Annotated in this window: 13 protein-coding genes; 8 read left to right on the top strand and 5 right to left on the bottom strand. The window is 74.3% G+C overall.

What is annotated here, in order from left to right; all coding sequences use genetic code 11:
- Positions 1–23 precede the first annotated feature (23 nt).
- Both ACZ516_RS26715 and ACZ516_RS26710 read right to left on the bottom strand, forming a co-directional pair.
- Positions 24–1907, bottom strand: a complete 1884-nt coding sequence (locus ACZ516_RS26715; protein WP_469011943.1) for a DUF5691 domain-containing protein — start codon at positions 1905–1907, stop codon at positions 24–26.
- 161 nt (positions 1908–2068) lie between these two features.
- On the bottom strand, positions 2069–3448 hold the full coding sequence (locus ACZ516_RS26710; RefSeq protein ID WP_469011942.1) for an SWIM zinc finger family protein: 1380 nt from the start codon (positions 3446–3448) through the stop codon (positions 2069–2071).
- Positions 3449–3600: 152 nt separating this feature from the next.
- Here ACZ516_RS26710 and ACZ516_RS26705 point away from each other — a divergent pair, with 152 nt between their 5' ends.
- The 5 genes from ACZ516_RS26705 (at position 3601) to sucD (ending at position 10867) form a co-directional block, all read left to right on the top strand.
- Complete coding sequence (locus ACZ516_RS26705) at positions 3601–4725, top strand: ATP-binding protein (protein WP_469011941.1); 1125 nt, start codon at positions 3601–3603, stop codon at positions 4723–4725.
- A complete protein-coding gene (locus tag ACZ516_RS26700; protein WP_469011939.1) occupies positions 4722–7223 on the top strand; it encodes a DUF5682 family protein in 2502 nt (833 codons plus the stop codon). The genes ACZ516_RS26705 and ACZ516_RS26700 overlap by 4 nt, the downstream gene beginning before the upstream one ends.
- Positions 7220–8371 carry a VWA domain-containing protein gene (locus ACZ516_RS26695; protein ID WP_469011938.1) on the top strand — a complete coding sequence of 384 codons (1152 nt, stop codon included), beginning with the start codon at positions 7220–7222 and terminating at the stop codon, positions 8369–8371. The genes ACZ516_RS26700 and ACZ516_RS26695 overlap by 4 nt, the downstream gene beginning before the upstream one ends.
- A gap of 411 nt (positions 8372–8782) precedes the next feature.
- Positions 8783–9961 carry an ADP-forming succinate--CoA ligase subunit beta gene (gene sucC, locus ACZ516_RS26690; RefSeq protein ID WP_469011937.1) on the top strand — a complete coding sequence of 393 codons (1179 nt, stop codon included), beginning with the start codon at positions 8783–8785 and terminating at the stop codon, positions 9959–9961.
- 21 nt (positions 9962–9982) lie between these two features.
- On the top strand, positions 9983–10867 hold the full coding sequence (gene sucD, locus ACZ516_RS26685) for a succinate--CoA ligase subunit alpha (protein WP_358588404.1): 885 nt from the start codon (positions 9983–9985) through the stop codon (positions 10865–10867).
- Between the two features lie 72 nt (positions 10868–10939).
- Here the strand turns inward: sucD and ACZ516_RS26680 are convergent, their stop codons facing one another.
- On the bottom strand, positions 10940–12646 hold the full coding sequence (locus ACZ516_RS26680) for a helix-turn-helix domain-containing protein (RefSeq protein WP_469011935.1): 1707 nt from the start codon (positions 12644–12646) through the stop codon (positions 10940–10942).
- Positions 12647–12797: 151 nt separating this feature from the next.
- On the opposite strand from ACZ516_RS26680, the gene ACZ516_RS26675 reads away from it, so the two are divergent.
- Positions 12798–14978 carry a cell division protein PerM gene (locus ACZ516_RS26675; protein WP_469011934.1) on the top strand — a complete coding sequence of 727 codons (2181 nt, stop codon included), beginning with the start codon at positions 12798–12800 and terminating at the stop codon, positions 14976–14978.
- Here ACZ516_RS26675 and ACZ516_RS26670 read toward each other — a convergent pair.
- On the bottom strand, positions 14975–15811 hold the full coding sequence (locus tag ACZ516_RS26670; RefSeq protein ID WP_469011932.1) for a hypothetical protein: 837 nt from the start codon (positions 15809–15811) through the stop codon (positions 14975–14977). The genes ACZ516_RS26675 and ACZ516_RS26670 overlap by 4 nt on opposite strands.
- Positions 15812–16070: 259 nt before the next feature.
- Between ACZ516_RS26670 and purN the strand changes: the two genes are divergently transcribed.
- Positions 16071–16709, top strand: a complete 639-nt coding sequence (gene purN / locus ACZ516_RS26665) for a phosphoribosylglycinamide formyltransferase (RefSeq protein WP_469011930.1) — start codon at positions 16071–16073, stop codon at positions 16707–16709.
- An 11-nt stretch (positions 16710–16720) separates the two neighbouring features.
- A complete protein-coding gene (purH, locus tag ACZ516_RS26660) occupies positions 16721–18301 on the top strand; it encodes a bifunctional phosphoribosylaminoimidazolecarboxamide formyltransferase/IMP cyclohydrolase (protein WP_469012164.1) in 1581 nt (526 codons plus the stop codon).
- A 117-nt stretch (positions 18302–18418) separates the two neighbouring features.
- On the opposite strand, the gene ACZ516_RS26655 is transcribed toward purH, so the two are convergent.
- Entirely contained in the window at positions 18419–19072 is a 654-nt protein-coding gene (locus ACZ516_RS26655; protein ID WP_361085648.1) for a hypothetical protein, read from the bottom strand.
- Positions 19073–19270 lie beyond the last annotated feature (198 nt).

Genomic DNA, 19270 nt, shown 5'->3' with positions numbered 1-19270 from the left:
CGCGGCCCGTCCGGCCTCCGGCATCAGTGCTTCCGGGGCTCAACCGCGGTGGCCGGGGGCCGAGCAGCGGTGACCGCTGGCGACAGTTCGTCACGTATCGCCGCGCGCAGCCGCAAGGTGGTGACCAGGCGCTGGAACGCCTCCGACCAGTAGCCGCCCGCTCCGGGTGAGGCGTCGTCCGGTTCGTCCGGAACCGCGGTGAGCGACTCCAGGCGGACCGCTTCCTCGGGGTCGAGGCAGCGTTCGGCGAGGCCCATGACGCCGCTGAAGCTCCAGGGGTAACTGCCCGCGTCCCGCGCGATGTTCAGCGCGTCGACCACCGCGCGGCCCAGCGGCTCGGCCCAGGGGACGGCACACACGCCGAGCAGCTGGAACGCCTCGGACAGGCCGTGCGAGGCGATGAAGCCGGCGACCCACTCGGCCCGCTCCGCCGCGGGCAGCGAGGCGAGGAGCTTGGCGCGTTCGGCGAGCGAGACGGCTCCGGGGCCCGCCGCGTCCGGGGACGCGGGGGTGCCGAGCAGGGCCCTGGACCAGGTCGCGTCCTTCTGGCGTACGGCCGCACGGCACCACGCGGCGTGCAGCTCGCCGCGCCAGTCGTCGGCGACCGGCAGCGCCACTATCTCCGCCGGGGTACGCCGGCCGAGCCGGGTCCGCCAGATGGCCAGGGGCGCCGCCTCCACCAGCTGGCCGAGCCACCAGGAGCGCTCGCCCCGGCCGGTCGGCGGCTTGCGGGAGACCCCGTCCCGCTCCATGCCCGCGTCGCACTCGTGCGGGGCCTCGACCATGAGGGTCGGCCGGCTCGACACATGGTCCACGGCCACGCAGGACGCCGCCCGGGCCGCCATCCTCCCGGCGAGCGCCGAGCCGGGAAGCGAGGAGAGCAGCTCGGCGGCGGTGGAGCGGACGTTGCGGCTGCGGTCGGTGAGGGCCCGCTCCAGGAACGGCTCGTCCGCGGCGGACAGGCCGGTGCGGAGGGAGTCGAGGAACATCAGGCGGTCCTCCGCCCGCTCCGTCGCCCACGTCGAGTCGAGCAGGTCCCGGGCGGCCGCGGTGTCGTGCGCGCGGAGCGCGGCGAGCAGCGCGACCCGCTCCGCGAAGAGGCCCTCTTCCCACAGCCGGCGGACGTCGGCCGTGTCGTCCGCCGAGGGCAGCGGCACGCCGCCCCCCGGGGTGGCACGGAGCGCGAATCTCCAGTCCGGGTTGAGGCGGGCGAGCCACAGGGCCCTGGGGCCCCCGAAGGTCAGCGCCTGGGGGCGCAGATCCGTGCGGCCACGGGCCGCGTCGAGCAGGGCGGGCAGCAGCTCAGGCGGCGGGTCGTACCCCCGGGCGTTGGCCAGGGCCAGCCACTGGGGGAGCAGCTCCATCAGGTCGGGTGTCGCACCGCGCCTGCCACCGCCGCCGGTGCCGGGCCGGCCGGTGAGCAGCGTGGCGAGCCTGCGCCGGGCGGCGGGGGGCACCGGAGGCCTCGGATCCCGGGCCGCGGGCTCGGGCGGGGTGGCGGCCGGCGCCGGGCGCAGTCCCGCTCTGCGGCGGACGGTCTGCACCGCCGCTTCGTCCAGGAGGGCGGCCGGCGCCGTCCTGCCGGGCGCGGTCAGGCCGGCGGGCAGCGCGCGTCGGTCGGTGCCGAGCAGGGCCGCCGTGATCAGTTCCTCCCAGGAAGCGCGTCCAGCGGTGGGAGGAGCGCCGGTGGGAGCGTGGGCGGGAGCACTGCCGGTGGGAGCACTGTCAGTGGGAGTGGCGGTGGGAACGTCGGCGGGAGGACTGCCGGTGGGAACGTCGGCGGGAGGACTGCCGGTGGGAGCATCGGCGGGAGCACTGCCAGTGGGAGTGCCGGTGGGAGCGCCGGTGGGCGCCTCGGCGGGAGTGGCGGGCGCGGGCCGCCGCGCCGCTGCGGGTGAGGCGGTCATCTGCTCCTCCTGGCGTTCATCTGCTCCTCCTGAGCTGGCCTGCCGCTCCGTGCGCGGGTCTGCTGCTCCGGCTGAGGGCCGGTCCTCCTGACGGGGTCGGTCCCCCCTGGCGTAGGGCTGCTGCTCCTGGCGCCGGCCGGGCGGCCCCTGGCACTCCTCGGTCAGCACAGCGGCACCGTCTCTCCCGTGTCCCGGGGCCACGCGGTCAAGGGAGTGAAGCCCTGATGGCCGCACTCGCCGAAGACCGTCAGCGGTGCGCCCGCGGACAGGGCGACCAGCCGCCAGAGGCTCGGCGCGGGAGTGGCGGACGTCAGGGGCAGCGCCAGATTCCCCTCGGCGTCAACCAACTGCCAACGCTGATCAGATCGTTGGCCCGTCTGCTCGACGGGGGTCGGTATGACGTCGCGGAGCGTCACCGGCCAGGCGTCCAGCCAGGGGTCGTCGCGCAGCGCCTCGCCGTACAGGGCGGCGGCCTCCTCCGTCCGTACTCCCGGCGGGCGCCGTGCCGTGGGCGCCGGGGCCGTGAACTGCTCGCCCAGCTCCGCCCGGAGCTGCCGCGCCCCCGGATATCCGGTCAGCTCCGCGTCCAGGGCGAGGCCCACCGGCAGAGCGAGCGACGGGGGGCGGCCCGCCGCACCGTAGGAGAGGAGCAGCGCCGTGCGGCCCGATTCCGTGCCGTACAGCCAGACGCGGCGCGTGGTCAGCTTGCCGTCCCCGGTGTCGTACTGCGCGAGGACCAGCCAGCGGTCCCGCAGGGGCGGCGCCTCGGGACGGCCGGGCAGGCCGACGCGGGAGCGGACCGTGGCGGCCAGTTCGGGCGGCAGCTCGTCGCGGCGGAGCCAGCCCTGGTCGAGCAGGTGCAGCAGGGCGCACTCCTCCAGCAGGCGCACCGGCCAGCCGGGCCCCGAGGACGGTATGGCCCCCAACTCCCGTACCCGCGCGGCAAGACCGGGGGCCTGCGCGTCGACCATGCGGGCCGCCGTCTCCTCCCACAGGCCGTACCCCGTCTGTTCGGCGGAGGCGGTGCCGGAGCGCAGCAGATCGCACAGGCGCTGTTCCAGTTCCGTCGCCCCCGCGGTGATCCGCTCGGCCCGCCTCTCCGCCCTCTTGCGGGCCGCCTCCGGATCCGCTGGGGCAGCCACGGACGAGGCGGGCGAGGCGGCCGAACTCCGATCGCCGTCTGCGCTTTTGCGGCGGGAGGCCAGCCAGTCCTCGGCCCACGCGGGCGGGTCGCCGTCCGGCACGGCGCTGTCGTCGGCGGCCCAGACCAGCAGCAGCCCCAGCGCGTGCTTGCACGGGAACTTCCGGCTCGGACAACTGCACTTGTACGCCGGGCCCGCCGGGGCCGAGAGGCCCACGACCGTCCGATACGGCTTGCTGCCGTTGCCCTTGCACAGCCCCCACACCGCCCCCTCGCCCGAACTGCCCGCCTCCGACCATGGGCCGGCGACGCCGAGTCTGCTTCCCGCCTTGCGCGACGGGGCGTCAGGCGCCAGTGCCAGCACCTGATCCGCCGTCCAGCGCACCCCCTGCTGAGTCATGTCCCGAAGGTAGGCCCCGCCACTGACAATCGGCCCCGGCGCCGGCATCCGCGCAGGTCACAGGCGGGCGCCGGTCGATTGTCAGTGGCGTGGTGCACGGTGGGAACACCTCCGGGCCGCACGTGCCCGGACGAGCAGGAGGGGGATCGCTCATGACCGTTTCCGTCGACTCGACGACGTCCGCGACCGCGCGTCCGTCCGGCGTGCTGCGGCCCCACGCCGAGCACGCCTTCGCCGCCGAACTGGCCGCGCTCGCCGCCTGGGACGACCGGCCGAGGCCGCAGCGGTGGAAGCTCTCACCATGGGCCGTCGCGACCTATCTGCTCGGCGGCACGCTGCCCGACGGCACGGTGATCACGCCCAAGTACGTGGGGCCGCGCCGCATCGTGGAGGTCGCCGTCACCACCCTCGCCACCGACCGCGCCCTGCTGCTGCTCGGTGTGCCGGGCACCGCGAAGACGTGGGTGTCGGAGCACCTCGCCGCCGCGGTCAGCGGGGATTCGACGCTGCTCGTGCAGGGCACGGCGGGCACACCGGAGGAGGCCATCCGCTACGGGTGGAACTACGCCCGGCTCCTCGCGCACGGACCGAGCCGCGACGCGCTCGTGCCCAGCCCCGTCATGCGGGCCATGGCCGAGGGCATGACGGCGCGCGTCGAGGAGCTGACCCGCATCCCCGCCGACGTGCAGGACACGCTCATCACGATCCTCTCCGAGAAGACGCTGCCGATCCCCGAATTGGGCCAGGAGGTGCAGGCCGTACGGGGCTTCAACCTCATCGCCACCGCCAACGACCGCGACCGCGGGGTCAACGACCTCTCCAGCGCCCTGCGCCGCCGCTTCAACACCGTCGTCCTGCCCCTGCCGGAGACCGCCGACGCGGAGGTCGACATCGTCTCGCGCCGCGTCGACCAGATCGGCCGCTCGCTCGACCTGCCCGCCGGGCCCGAGGGCATCGACGAGATACGCCGTGTCGTCACCGTCTTCCGCGAGCTGCGCGACGGCGTCACGGCCGACGGGCGCACGAAGGTGAAGTCGCCCAGCGGCACCCTGTCGACGGCCGAGGCGATCTCCGTCGTCACGAACGGCCTGGCTCTCGCGGCCCACTTCGGCGACGGCGTCCTGCGCCCCGGCGACGTCGCGGCCGGCATCCTCGGCGCCGTCGTGCGCGACCCGGCGGCGGACCGCGTGATCTGGCAGGAGTACCTGGAGACGGTCGTGCGGGAGCGTGACGGCTGGAAGGACTTCTACCGCGCGTGCCGTGAGGTGAGCGCATGACCGGGGCCACGGCGCGGGGGGCGGCGGCCGGGGCCGGGGAGACGCTGCTGCTCGGGGTGCGCCACCACGGACCCGGGTCGGCCCGCGCGGTGCGGGCGGCGCTGGACGAGGCGCGGCCCGAAGCCGTGCTGATCGAGGGACCGCCGGAGGCCGACCCCCTGGTGGGGCTCGCGACCGACGAGGGGATGCGGCCGCCGGTCGCGCTGCTCGCGCACGTGGTCGACGAGCCGGGCCGCTCGGCGTTCTGGCCGCTGGCCGAATTCTCCCCGGAGTGGGTGGCCATCCGGTGGGCCGTCGCACGAGGCGTGCCCGTCCGCTTCATCGACCTTCCGGCGGCGTACTCGCTGGCGTGGGCCGAGGAGGGAGCCGGGGACGGCGGCGAGGAGGGCGCCGAGGACGGGCCCGGGGCCGCCCCGGAGACGGAGACCGTCGGGGACGCCGTACGGATCGACCCGCTGGCCGTCCTCGCCGGGACCGCCGGATACGACGACCCCGAGCGCTGGTGGGAGGACGTCGTGGAGCACCGGGAGGCGGGCGGGGACCCGTTCGCGCCGTTCGAGGCGCTGGGCGACGCCATGGGCGCGCTGCGCGAGGCCTATGGGGACGGCGGGCACGACCGCGACCTGGTGCGCGAGGCCCACATGCGGCTCCGGACTAGGGCCGCGCAGAAGGAGTTCGGGCCCGACCGGGTGGCGGTGGTGTGCGGTGCCTGGCATGTGCCCGCGCTGCGCCGCAAGGTCACCGTGGCCGCCGACCGGGCGCTGCTCAAGGGCCTGCCCAAGGTGAAGGCGGAGATGACGTGGGTGCCCTGGACGCACCGGCGGCTCTCCCGCGCTGGCGGGTACGGCGCGGGCATCGCGTCGCCCGGCTGGTACGGCCATCTCTTCGGCGCGCCCGACCGGCCCGTCGAGCGCTGGATGACGAAGGTCGCGGGGCTGCTGCGCGACGAGGGCAGGCTCGTCTCGTCCGCGCACGTGATCGAGGCGGTCCGGCTCGCCGAGACGCTCGCCGCGATGCGCGGGCGGCCGCTGGCGGGGCTCACCGAGACGACCGACGCCGTGCGGGCGGTGATGTGCGAGGGCTCGGACGTGCCGCTCGCCCTGGTGCACGACCGGCTCGTCGTGGGGGACGTGCTGGGCGAGGTGCCGGAGGCGGCGCCCGCGGTGCCGCTCCAGCGCGACCTCACCGTGCTCCAGCGCAAGCTGCGGCTCAAGCCCGAGGCACAGGAGCGGGAGCTGGAGCTGGACCTGCGCAAGGAGACGGACGCGGCCCGCAGCACACTGCTGCACCGCCTGCGGCTCCTCGGCATCGGCTGGGGCGAGCCGGTGGGCTCCCGGGGCAGCACGGGGACGTTCCGGGAGACCTGGCGGCTGCGGTGGCAGCCGGAGCTGTCCGTGCGGGTCGCCGAGGCGGGGGTCTGGGGGACCACGGTGCTGGGCGCGGCCACGGGCCGGGCGTCGTCCGACGCCGTCGCGGCGGTGGGCCTCGCCGAGGTCACCGCGCTCGCCGAGCGGTGCCTGCTGGCCCAGCTGCCGGACGCGCTGCCCGTGGTGATGGGGGTGCTCGCCGACCGGGCGGCGCTGGACGCGGACGTCGGGCACCTGGCGCAGGCCCTGCCCGCCCTCGTGCGGTCCCTGCGGTACGGGGACGTGCGGGGGACGGACACGGCGGCGCTCGCCGAGGTCGCCCACGGCCTCGCGGAGCGGATCTTCGTCGGCCTCCCGGCGGCCTGCGCGGGGCTCGACGCGGACGCGGCCCTGGAGATGCGGGGACATGTCGACGCGGTGCACCAGGCGGTGGGGCTGCTGGCGGAGCTCCGGTCGGCACCTGCTGCGAGTGAGGGCGCCGGCGGGTCGGCCGGGGATGCGGGGTCCCCGGCGCGGCACGCCTCCCTTCCCCCGCGTCCCGACGACGATGCCGCCGCGCCGCAGAGCACGGCCCCCGCAGAGATCCGGGCCCGGTGGAGCGCCGTGCTGCGCGTGCTGGCGCGGCGGGATACCGTCGCGGGGGTCGTGCGGGGGCGGTGCGCGCGGCTGCTGCTGGACGCCGGGGAGCTGGCGGACGGGGAGGCGGGCCGGCTCATGGGCCTCGCGCTGTCCCGGGGGAGCGAGCCGGCCGAGGGCGCCGCGTGGATCGAGGGATTCGTCGGGGGCGGCTCCGGGGGCGGGATGCTCCTCGTGCACGACGAGCGGCTGCTGGGCCTGGTGGACGACTGGCTGAGCGGTGTCTCGGACGACGCCTTCATCGACGTATTGCCGTTGCTGCGGCGCACGTTCTCGGCGTACGAGCCGGGGGTGCGGCGCACATTGGGGGAGCTGGTGCGGCGCGGCCCGGACGGGGGCGGCGGCGCCCTCGCGGGGGGCGGGGTGCCCGGGTTCGCCGAGGAGATCGACGTCGCGCGCGCGGACGCCATTCTGCCGACGCTGCGGCTGCTGCTCGGCACGGCACGGACCACGGCACGGACAGAGAGCGACGACCTGGTGGGGGTGGCGGGATGACCGGCGGGACGGACGAGCGGCTGCGGCGGTGGCGCCTCGTGCTCGGCGGGGACGGTGCGGACGGGACGGGGCGCGCCCTCACCGGAAGGGACGCGGCGATGGACGGCGCGCTCGGCGCGCTGTACGGGGCGGGGGGCGGGAAGGAGGACGGGGGCCGGGACCGGTCGGCGGGCCTCGGGGGCTCCGCGCCGTCCGTGGCGCGCTGGCTCGGCGACATCCGGACGTACTTCCCCTCGTCCGTCGTCCACGTCATGCAGCGGGACGCCATCGACCGGCTCGGGCTCTCCGCGCTGCTCCTGGAGCCGGAGATGCTGGAGGCCGTCGAGGCGGACGTGCACCTGGTGGGCACGTTGCTCTCCCTGAACAAGGCCATGCCGGAGACCACCAAGGAGACGGCGCGCGCCGTCGTGCGCAAGGTGGTCGAGGAGCTGGAGAAGCGGCTCGCGACCAGGACGCGCTCCGCGCTCACCGGCGCCCTGGACCGCGGCGCGCGCGTCAGCAGGCCCCGCCACCACGACATCGACTGGAACCGCACGATCGCGGTCAACCTCAAGAACTACCTGCCGGAGTACCGCACGGTCGTCCCCGAGCGGCTTATCGGGTACGGGCGGGCTTCGCGGTCGGTGAAGAAGGAGGTCATCCTCTGCGTCGACCAGTCCGGCTCGATGGCGGCGTCCGTCGTCTACGCGTCGGTGTTCGGGGCGGTGCTCGCCTCCATGCGCTCGCTCGACACGCGGCTCGTCGTCTTCGACACCAACGTGGTGGACCTGACCGAGCGGCTCGACGACCCGGTCGACGTCCTCTTCGGCACCCAGCTGGGCGGCGGCACCGACATCAACCGCGCGCTCGCGTACTGCCAGGCGCGGATCTCCCGGCCCGCGGACACGGTCGTCGTCCTCATCAGCGACCTCTACGAAGGCGGGATACGCGACGAGATGGTGAAACGGGTCGCGGCGATGAAGGCGTCCGGAGTGGGGTTCGTGACGCTGCTCGCGCTCTCCGACGAAGGGGCGCCCGCGTACGACCGCGAGCACGCGGCGGCGCTCGCCGCGCTGGACGCGCCGGCCTTCGCCTGCACGCCGGACCACTTCCCGGAGGTGATGGCGGCGGCGATCGAAGGGCGGCCGCTGCCGATACCCGGCGCGTGATGCCCGGCGCGTGATGCCCGGCGCATGACGTCCGACGCGTGACGCCCGGCGCCGCGCCGCGCCACGCCGGACCGGATCGCATCAGCAATCGGCGCAATCCGAGCCGAGCGGCCGCGCCGGAGGAGACGGGAGTGGTCCGTTTGCCGTGGCGACCGTCATGCCGCGGCCGGCGGGTGACCGTCGGGCCGGCGGCCGGGCTGTGACCGTCATCACCGCCCAAATGTGATCTGCGATTTAGGGACCCACGTCCTACGGCGATAACCTGCGAGACGGACATGCCGCGTACGGGACTCCGTCCTACGCCTCCCTTGTGACAGCGCAGTCACGTTGCCCTCCGCGGCACGCCCACGCAGACAGCTGACACCAAAGCAGCGAGATCGCAGCGAGATCACGGATTAGGGACGGACGCGCGTGGACCTGTTCGAGTACCAGGCGAGGGACCTCTTCGCCAAGCACGGTGTACCGGTGCTGGCCGGTGAAGTCATCGACACGCCTGAGGCGGCGCGCGAGGCCACCGAGCGGCTTGGCGGCAAGTCGGTCGTCAAGGCGCAGGTGAAGGTCGGTGGCCGCGGCAAGGCCGGCGGCGTGAAGCTGGCGGCGAACCCGGACGAGGCCGTCGCTCGCGCGACGGACATCCTCGGCATGGACATCAAGGGCCACACGGTCCACAAGGTGATGATCGCCGAGCTGTCCCCGGAGATCGAGGCCGAGTACTACGTCTCGTACCTCCTCGACCGCACCAACCGCACCTTCCTGGCCATGGCCTCGGTGCAGGGCGGCATGGACATCGAGGAGGTCGCGGAGAAGACCCCCGAGGCCCTCGCGAAGGTCCCGGTCAACGCCGTCGAGGGCGTGACCATCGAGAAGGCGCGCGAGATCGTGGCGCAGGCGAAGTTCCCGGCCGAGGTGGCCGAGGGTGTCGCCGAGGCCATGGTGACCCTGTGGGAGACCTTCGTCGCCGAGGACGCGCTCCTCGTCGAGGTCAACCCCCTCGTCAAGACCAAGGACGGCCGCATCCTGGCCCTGGACGGCAAGGTCTCGCTCGACGAGAACGCCGACTTCCGCCAGCCCGACCACGAGGCCCTCGAGGACAAGGACGCAGCCAACCCGCTCGAGGCTGCCGCCAAGGCCAAGAACCTCAACTACGTGAAGCTCGACGGCGAGGTCGGCATCATCGGCAACGGCGCCGGCCTGGTCATGTCGACCCTGGACGTCGTCGCGTACGCCGGTGAGGCGCACGGCGGCGTGAAGCCCGCCAACTTCCTCGACATCGGTGGCGGCGCCTCCGCCGAGGTCATGGCCAACGGCCTGGAGATCATCCTCGGCGACCCGGACGTCAAGTCCATCTTCGTCAACGTCTTCGGTGGCATCACCGCGTGCGACGAGGTCGCCAACGGCATCGTGCAGGCCCTGGAACTGCTCGCCTCCAAGGGCGAGAAGGTCGAGAAGCCGCTGGTCGTGCGCCTCGACGGCAACAACGCGGAGCTGGGTCGCAAGATCCTGAGCGACGCCAACCACCCGCTCGTGCAGCGTGTGGACACCATGGACGGCGCGGCCGACAAGGCCGCCGAGCTCGCGGCCGCGAAGTAAGGGACGAGGGACAGAACAGCCATGGCTATCTTCCTCAACAAGGACAGCAAGGTCATCGTCCAGGGCATGACCGGTGCCACGGGCATGAAGCACACCAAGCTCATGCTGGGTGACGGCACCAACATCGTCGGCGGCGTGAACCCGCGCAAGGCGGGCACCAAGGTCGACTTCGAGGGCACCGAAGTCCCGGTCTTCGGCACGGTCAAGGAGGCCATGGAGAAGACGGGCGCCAACGTCTCCGTCCTCTTCGTGCCGCCGGCCTTCTCCAAGGCCGCCGTCGTCGAGGCGATCGACGCCGAGATCCCCCTCGCCGTCGTCATCACCGAGGGCATCGCCGTCCACGACTCCGCCGCCTTCTGGGCGTACGCGAAGTCCAAGGGCAACAAGACCCGCATCATCGGCCCGAACTGCCCCGGTCTCATCACCCCGGGCCAGTCGAACGCCGGCATCATCCCGGGCGACATCACGAAGCCGGGCCGCATCGGCCTGGTCTCGAAGTCCGGCACGCTGACGTACCAGATGATGTACGAGCTGCGCGACATCGGTTTCTCGTCGGCCGTCGGCATCGGTGGCGACCCGGTCATCGGCACGACGCACATCGACGCCCTGGAGGCGTTCGAGGCCGACCCCGACACCGACCTGATCGTCATGATCGGTGAGATCGGCGGCGACGCCGAGGAGCGTGCGGCGGACTACATCAAGGCCCACGTGACCAAGCCGGTCGTCGGCTACGTCGCGGGCTTCACGGCGCCCGAGGGCAAGACCATGGGCCACGCCGGCGCCATCGTCTCCGGCTCCTCCGGCACCGCGCAGGCCAAGAAGGAGGCCCTGGAGGCCGCCGGCGTCAAGGTCGGCAAGACGCCGACCGAGACGGCGAAGCTGGCCAGGGCCATCCTGGCGGGCTGACCCGGCCGACGTGACGCGGGCCCGTACCTCTGCCGAGGTGCGGGCCCGCTCCCGTTCCCGGGGGCGGGTCCGTCACTTCGCCTGGGGGACCAGGCGGTGGGGGCCGCTCGGTACCTCACCGCGAAGTTTCGCGCGGAGTTCCTCGTCCTCGTACGAGAGGGGGCCCGGGCCCATCAGGGGCGGTACGCCGCTGATGGCGCGGCCCGGGGCCTGCGGGGGTTCGTAGTGGGTCGGGGCCGTGCGCAGGGTGAGGGCCGTGGCCCCGACGATCAGCGTCGTGAAGGCGATGGCCGCGCGCGTCCACAGGCGGGCCCGGCGCTCGCTGGTCACGCGCACGCGCTGCGGCTTCGGCGGCCGCAGCTTCTCCGCGCCGCCCAGGGCGACGAGGCGCCGGTGCAGTGTCCCGGGCTCCGCCAGGTCGGGGAGCCGCTCGGCGATCGCCGCGCGCGCGTGCAGCAGGCGGTTCGCGGCGGCGGGCGTGCTCGCCTCCGTCTCCGCGGCGGTCTCGGGCAGGTCGAGGCCGACGCCGTCGTAGAGCAGCAGGGTGCGGCGCTGGGCGGGCGGCAGACGCAGGAGTACGCCGAGGAAGGCGCGGTCGGCCGGTTCGGCGGGCGGGGCGTCCGAGCGGCGCAGGCCGGGGCGGAAGCGGTGCCAGGGCGACATGGCGTACTCGTGCGTGACGGCGCGGACCCAGCCCGGCGGGTCGCGGTCCACGGCCACCTCCGGCCAGCGCTGCCACGCCTGCTGGAAGGCGCGCTCGACGGCTTCCTGGGCCAGCGACCGGCGCCCCGTGAGCAGATAGGCCTGCCGGACCAGGGCGGGAGCGGCGTGCCCGCACAGGGCGTCGAACGCCTCGGCGGCCGAGACGTCGCGCCGCCGTACGGGGGGCGCGGCGGCGGGCGTCAGCGTGGCGCCGGGGCGCTCGGACGCGGGCTGCCCGGACGTGGACTGCCCGGACGCGGGCTGCTTGGGCGTGGGGGCCGGTGCGGCCGTCGCCGCCGACGCGGGCGCGGCTCCGGAAGCGGGGTCCGGCTCGGGCGATTTCCCTGCCTCCGCTGCCTGCGCCGGGGCGGAGGTGGTGGGCGGAGGCCCGGGGTCGGCGGGGCCGACCCCGGGTGCGGATTCGGTTGCGGGTCCGGGCGGGGGCGCGGGTGCGGGTGCGTTCCCCGCCCCGGACTCGAGGTCGGCCCCAGCCCCGGCCGCGGGCTTCCCCTTGACACCGGCACCGGTACGGGCACCGGCCTTGGAGCCGACACCGGCCTTGGCACCGGAACCGCCCTTCGCACCGGCCTCGGGCATAGGCTCGGCGCCGACCCCGGTCTCGGCCTCGGACGACGTGGGCGTGGCTTCGGGCGTCGAGGTGGGCGTCGGGCGAAGGTGGGAGCGGCCGCTCACCGCGGGCGGGGCGCCCGCCACCCCCGTGGGGCCGTGCGGTTTCGCGGCGCGCTTGACCGGCCGCTCGGGTCTGGTCGTCGACCTGGCGCCGTCGCCCGCCTGGGCCCAGCCGGGCCGCCGCACGGCATGCCTGCCCGCGCCGGGATCGGCCCCGTCGGCCGGGGCCTCGGCGGCGGCGCACTCCTCGGCGAGCGCGTTCAGCAGCTTCGCGTACGCCTCATGGGAACGGCCCCGTGGGTTCGTACGGCCCTTTTCCCAGGAGCGGACCGTCTCGCGGGTGACGCCGAGCTTCGCGGCGAGGTCGGCGTGGCTCAGCGACTTCGCCTCGCGCAGCCTGCGGCGTTCCTTGGGGGAAGGCAGCGACGTGGCAGGGCTCTGGGGCATGTCGGACTCTCCGCACCGTGGGCCGACGTACGGCGGTCGGCCGGGCGCAGCCGAGCCGCAGTACGAATAAGTACATAAACGTATCTTGGGCGACACATCCGATATTCGCCTGTTACGCGAAGAAAGCGCGTGTCGTTGGGAGCATGGCGGGGTGAGCCAGACGACCGATCGCCCTGCCTCGTCACCGTCCGTCCAGGAACTGCTCGACCGCGACCGCGCCCGCTCCCAGGGCCTCGTCACCTGCGCGGTGAACGGGGCCGTCGCGGCGAGCCTCGGCCTCGGCGTGCTCGCGGTGCTCGTCATCATGCTGTGGATCACCTCGCCGTATCCGGACAGCGGCCCCGACGGGGCGCTGCACGTCGCGGCGGGGCTGTGGCTGCTCGCGCACGGCGTGGAGCTGATCAGGACGGACACGCTCTCCGGGGCGGCGGCCCCGGTCGGCGTGACACCGCTGCTCCTCGTCGTCCTGCCGGGCTGGCTCGTGCACCGGGCGGCGCGGGACGCGGCGGCCCCCGACGGCGGGGGCCATGCGGCACGCACGGCGTGGTGCGGCGTGCTGGCGGGCTATCTGCTGGTCGGCACGGTCGCGACGCTGTACGCGTCGGGCGGTGAGCTGCGGCCCGACGCGCTCAGCGCGATGGTCCGGCTGCCGCTGCTCGTCGCCTGCGCGGCGGCGCTCGGGGTGTGGACGGCGCACGGCCATCCGCGCGGGCCGCTCCCGGAGCCGGTGCGGCCCGCCGTCGCGCGGCTGCCCCGGGGGGTGCGGGCCCACTGCGTACGGGGTTCCTTCGTGCGCGGCAGGACGCTGGAGGTCGCGCGGGTCGGCGCCGTCGGGGCGGCGGTCCTCGTCGGCGGCGGGGCGCTGCTGGTCGCGGTGTCGCTCGGGCTGCACGCGGGGCCGGTACGGGTGTCGTTCGCGCAGGTCACGAACGTCTGGTCGGGGTGGTTCGCGGTGCTGATCCTGGCCCTCGCGCTCATGCCGAACGCGGCGGTGTGGGGCGCGGCGTACGGGCTCGGCCCCGGGTTCGCGCTCGGCAGCGGGAACGTGGTGGGCCCGCTCGCCATGGACGCGGGCCCACTGCTGCCGCCGTTCCCGCTGCTCGCGGCGGTGCCGACGCCGGGGCCCGGGTCTCCGCTGACCTGGGCGGCCGGGGCGGTGCCGGTGGCGGCGGGGCTCGCGGTGGCGTGGAGCACGGCGCACCTGGCGGCGCCGGCCTTCGGGGAACGCGAGGAGGCCTGGACGGCGGGGCGGACGGCAGCGGGCGCCGCGGTGGCGGCGGTGCTGTGCGGGGTGTACATGGCGGGGCTCGCGGCGCTCTCGGGCGGCCCCCTGGGTGTGGCGGTCCTCAGGGACTTCGGCCCCGTGTGGTGGCAGACCGGGGCGGCGGCCCTGGCCTGGACGGCACTCGTCGGCGTCCCGGCGGCCCTGGGCCTACGGGCGTGGCGCCTGCGCTCACGCCCGAGCGGCCCCGACACGGAGCACTCCGCCCCGGGCGAGGCGCCTGACAGGAAGTCCCCGGGCACGGGTACGGGTACGGGTACGGGTACGGGTACGAGGATCCCGGCCACCGTGGGATCGGCGGGCACCGGACGGTCCGCCGGTACCGGGGAACCGCCGAGCGCGGGGAAACCGCCGAGGGCAACGAGGTCGCGCGACGCGAAGGCGCCGCCGGATGCCAAGGACCGGCCGGGCGTGAGGGAGAGGCCGGGTGCCGCGAAGTCGCATGGCACGGAGGGGACGGCGGATGCCAAGAAGTCGCCGGGGGCCAGGGACTGGTGGGGCGGGAAGAAGACACGCGGCACCGAGGAGACACCGGGCGCCAAGGAGTCGCGCGGCAGCGAGGAGACGCCGGGTGCCGTCCGTCGGGCCTGGCGGTGGTGCGGCACGGCGCTGTCCCGGCGCCGGACTCGCCCACCGCGCCCGGAATCTTCCCGGGAGAAGAGCCCCCACCTGCACGTACCTCGCGTGAGACTCCCGTGGCGCCCCGGGAGCGAACCGTCCCCGCAGCCCCCCGAACCGACCGGGGAGAGCCGCACCCCACCGCCCGCCGAACCGACCGAGGAGAGCCGCACCCCACCGCCCGCCGAACCGACCGAGGGGAGCCGCACCCCACCGCCCGCCGCACCAGCTCCGGAGCGCCTCACCGCGCCGGACACCGCGCGGCCCGAAAAAGCACCCCTCCCCGGAAAAGCACCCCTCCCCGTAAAGGAACCGGACGTGGCACCCTCCCCCGAGCGCCCCGCAGCGGTGAATGCGTCCGACGCGGAAGGCCCGCCCCGCCCCCCGTGGTGGGGGAGCGAGACGGGCCCGGAGGAGCGGGGGCGAAATTAGTCCTGGTCGCCCAGGAGGGGGCGCAGCTGCTTCGGCAGGAGGTCCTCGCAGGACTGCTGGGCCGTGTTGGTGAGCGCGTCGTCCACGCACGTGTAGTAGTCGCGGTAGACCAGCTGGGCCGTGAACGTCCCCGCCACCATGAGCAGCGCCAGCGCCCCCGTCACCAGGCCGCTGATCGCGGCCGTCGTCTGCGGCCGCGTGCTCGACGGCCCCTTCTGCCCGACGCCGGCGACACCCGCACCGCCGGTACCACCGGCCTCACCCGTGCCGCCCGCACCGCCCATGCCACCCGCTCCGGCCGCCCCCGCGGACCCCGCCCCCGCCGCCGTCGGATCCGCCGTACGCGGCTTGGCGCGCAGCGACTGGATGGCCCAGCTCAGCGCGAGCGCGCCGAGCAGCAGCGCCACGTACCGCCAGCCGAACAGCGCGAAGAAGAAGGCCCACATGCCCGAGAGCAGGGCGTAGCGCGCGCGGCGCTGGGCCGGGTCCGTCGGGTCCCAGCGCAGTCCGCCGCCGCCCGGGCCCGAGGGGCCGTCCTGTCCGGGGCCGCCCTGCTGGCGCGGCCGCTCGCCGAAGCCGCCCGACGAGCGGCCGGGCTGGCGGTCGCTCCACTGGCTGCCCCAGGAGGGGCCCTGGCCCTCGCCCGAGTCGTCCGGCGCGGAACCGTCCGAGGGGCGGCGCGGCTGCCACGGGCGGTCCGGTGTCCCCTCCGGCGGCGGCGCGAAGGGGTTGTCGTCGTCCTTGCCCGTGCCCTGGGAGCCCGCGCCCCGGGACCCCGGTCCCTGGGAGTCGGGGTCCTGCGGTGGAGACGAAGGGCGGCTACGGTCCGGCATCAGGTGTGCGTCTTCCCCTTGGTAGAGCCGTGGTGACCGTGCTGGAGCCCGCGTGCGGCTCGGCCACCCGGCGTTCGTCGGTATGCGGCGCCTTTCCCACAGACGCTACCTTCCGCCCGCGCCCCCGTCCCGTGAGGGGCGGTTCCGGGTGCCGGTATCGTTGCTGGCGGTCGGCCGCTTCGTAGGGTTCCCCGTATCGCGGGGCTCGAAGCCTTCGTACGACCATACAAAGACGCACCTCCCGAGAAAGGGCCCCGCTGTGGCCGAGAGCGCCGTGGACGCGCGCCCCAAGCGACTCGTCGTGCTGGTCTCCGGGTCGGGCACGAACCTCCAGGCCCTGATGGACACCATCCGGGCCGAGGGGACCTCGGCCTACGGTGCCGAGATCGTCGCGGTCGGCGCCGACCGCGACGGCATCGCGGGCCTGGAGCGCGCCGAGCGCGCCGGGATCCCGACCTTCGTGTGCCGGGTGAGGGACCACGCGACCCGCGAGGAGTGGGACGCGGCCCTGGCCGCCGCGACGGCCGCGCACGGGCCGGACCTGGTGGTGTCCGCCGGGTTCATGAAGATCGTGGGCAAGGAGTTCCTCGCCCGCTTCGGCGGGCGGTTCGTGAACACCCACCCCGCGCTGCTGCCCAGTTTTCCGGGGGCCCACGGCGCGCGCGACGCACTCGCGTACGGCGTCAAGGTCACCGGCTGCACCGTCCACTTCGTCGACGACGGCGTCGACACCGGCCCGATCATCGCCCAGGGCGTGGTCGAGGTCCGGGACGAGGACGACGAGAGCGCTCTGCACGAGCGCATCAAGGAAGTCGAGCGCACGCTGCTCGTCGATGTCGTGGGGCGTCTGGCCCGGCACGGCTACCGCATTGAGGGACGAAAGGTTCTTATCCCGTGACCGCCGAAGCTATGAACACCGCGAACGCCCCAGGCACCGACGGCACGCGGCGCCCCATCAAGCGCGCCCTGGTCAGCGTCTACGACAAGACCGGCCTGGAAGAGCTGGCGCGCGGCCTGCACGAGGCGGGCGTCGAGCTCGTCTCCACCGGCTCCACCGCCGGGCGGATCGCCGCCGCCGGCGTGCCCGTCACCAAGGTCGAGGAGCTGACCGGCTTCCCCGAGTGCCTGGACGGCCGGGTCAAGACCCTGCACCCCAAGGTCCACGCGGGCATCCTCGCCGACCTGCGGCTGGCGGACCACCGCGACCAGCTCGCCGAGCTGGGCGTCGAGCCGTTCCAGCTCGTCGTCGTGAACCTCTACCCCTTCAAGGAGACCGTCGCCTCGGGCGCGACGCCCGACGAGTGCGTGGAGCAGATCGACATCGGCGGCCCCTCGATGGTCCGCGCCGCCGCCAAGAACCACCCCTCGGTCGCGGTCGTCACCGACCCCGAGCGCTACGCCGACGTCCTCGCGGCGGTGAAGGCGGGCGGCTTCGACCTGACCGAGCGCAAGCGGCTCGCGGGAGAGGCGTTCCGGCACACGGCCGCCTACGACGTGGCGGTGGCGAGCTGGTTCGCGGACGACTACGCGGCGGCGGACGACTCCGGCTTCCCCGGCTTCCTCGGCGCCACCTACGCGCGCAAGAACGTCCTGCGCTACGGCGAGAACCCGCACCAGGGCGCGGCCCTCTACGTCGACGGCAAGGGCGGTCTCGCCGAGGCCGAGCAGCTGCACGGCAAGGAGATGTCGTACAACAACTTCACGGACACCGACGCCGCGCGCCGGGCCGCGTACGACCACGACGAGCCCTGTGTCGCGATCATCAAGCACGCCAACCCGTGCGGCATCGCGATCGGCGCGGACGTCGCCGAGGCGCACCGCAAGGCGCACGCCTGCGACCCGCTCTCCGCGTTCGGCGGCGTCATCGCGGTCAACCGCCCGGTGAGCAAGGAGCTGGCCGAGCAGGTCGCCGAGATCTTCACCGAGGTCATCGTCGCGCCGGCGTACGAGGACGGCGCCCTCGAGGTCCTCACCAAGAAGAAGAACATCCGCGTGCTGCGCGCCCACGGGGCGCCGGCGAACCCGGTCGAGGTCAAGCAGATCGACGGCGGCGCGCTGCTCCAGGTCACCGACCGCCTCCAGGCCGACGGCGACGACCCCGCCAACTGGACGCTCGCCACGGGCGACGCGCTCGACGAACGGGAGCTGGCCGAGCTGGCGTTCGCCTGGAAGGCGTCCCGCGCGGTCAAGTCCAACGCGATCCTGCTCGCCAAGGACGGCGCCTCGGTCGGCGTCGGCATGGGGCAGGTCAACCGCGTCGACTCCGCGAAGCTCGCCGTCGAGCGGGCGGGCGAGGAGCGGGCGCGCGGCTCGTACGCCGCCTCCGACGCGTTCTTCCCCTTCCCCGACGGGCTGGAGATCCTGACCGCCGCGGGCGTCAAGGCCGTGGTCCAGCCGGGCGGTTCGGTCCGCGACGAGCTGGTCGTGGAGGCGGCGAAGAAGGCAGGCGTCACGATGTACTTCACGGGGACGCGGCACTTCTTCCACTGAGCCGCACCTGACGTACGTACGACTGAGCCGCACCAGACATACGTACGACAGTGGCCGCGTCCTTCCTCCGGGAAGGGCGCGGCCACGTTCGGTGCCCCGTGCGGGGGGCCGAGTCGCTCAGTAGCGCGGGCGGTTGAACCACGCGGCGCCCGACGGGGCGATCATCGCCGCGGCCATGATCCCTCCGAAGCCGATCCACAGCAGCGCCCAGACCAGCCCCACGGTGGTGTCGGCGTCGGCGGAACCGATCAGGATCAGCACCCCGAACAGGGCGCCGAGGATGCCGTACACCATGGTGGTGATGCGGATGCCCTGCCCACCCTTGGAGAACTTCACACCGAGCGTGATCGACAGGGCGGCGAGCCCGAGGAAGAGCAGGGCGATGACCAGGATGATGGCGGCGGAGTCCTGCCCGATGTCGGAGAGCCCGTTGTCCCCGAACGTGTCGGACGCAGCGTCCGAGGCGTCGCTGACCGTGGCCGCGCCGAAGATCGCGAAGATGCCGATGAGGATCTGCACGGCGGAGACGATGAACAGCAGCACACGCGCGGTCATCATCAGGCCCGGCATCGTCTGCTGCATCATGTTGCCGCCCGGGTAACCGGGGTAGGCCGGCTGCTGCGGGTAGCCGTAGCCCTGCTGCGGCGGGACGCCGGGCGGGGGCTGCTGGGGGTAGCCGTAGCCGGGCGCGGCCGGCGGCTGCTGGGGCGGCTGCCCGTAGGGGTTGTTCGGGTCGCCGTAACTCATGGCGGTCTTCCTCCGTCGGGTCATGCGGGGACGACGCGGCACATCACGGAGGAATGATCTACAGATGCGGTCCGTCCCCCCGACACTGCCCGCGGCACTGTGCGCTCATCGTTCTTTAGGCCCGGCTTATTTGTCCAGCCGCATTCCACAGGTGTTGTGCAAGTGCAACCTCGCTGATCAGCGTGTGGGACACCGGGGAGCCCTGATTGGTACCGGGCGGCC

Source organism: Streptomyces sp. NPDC034037 (assembly GCF_055575715.1).
This window is presented reverse-complemented; position numbering and strand designations above follow the sequence as displayed.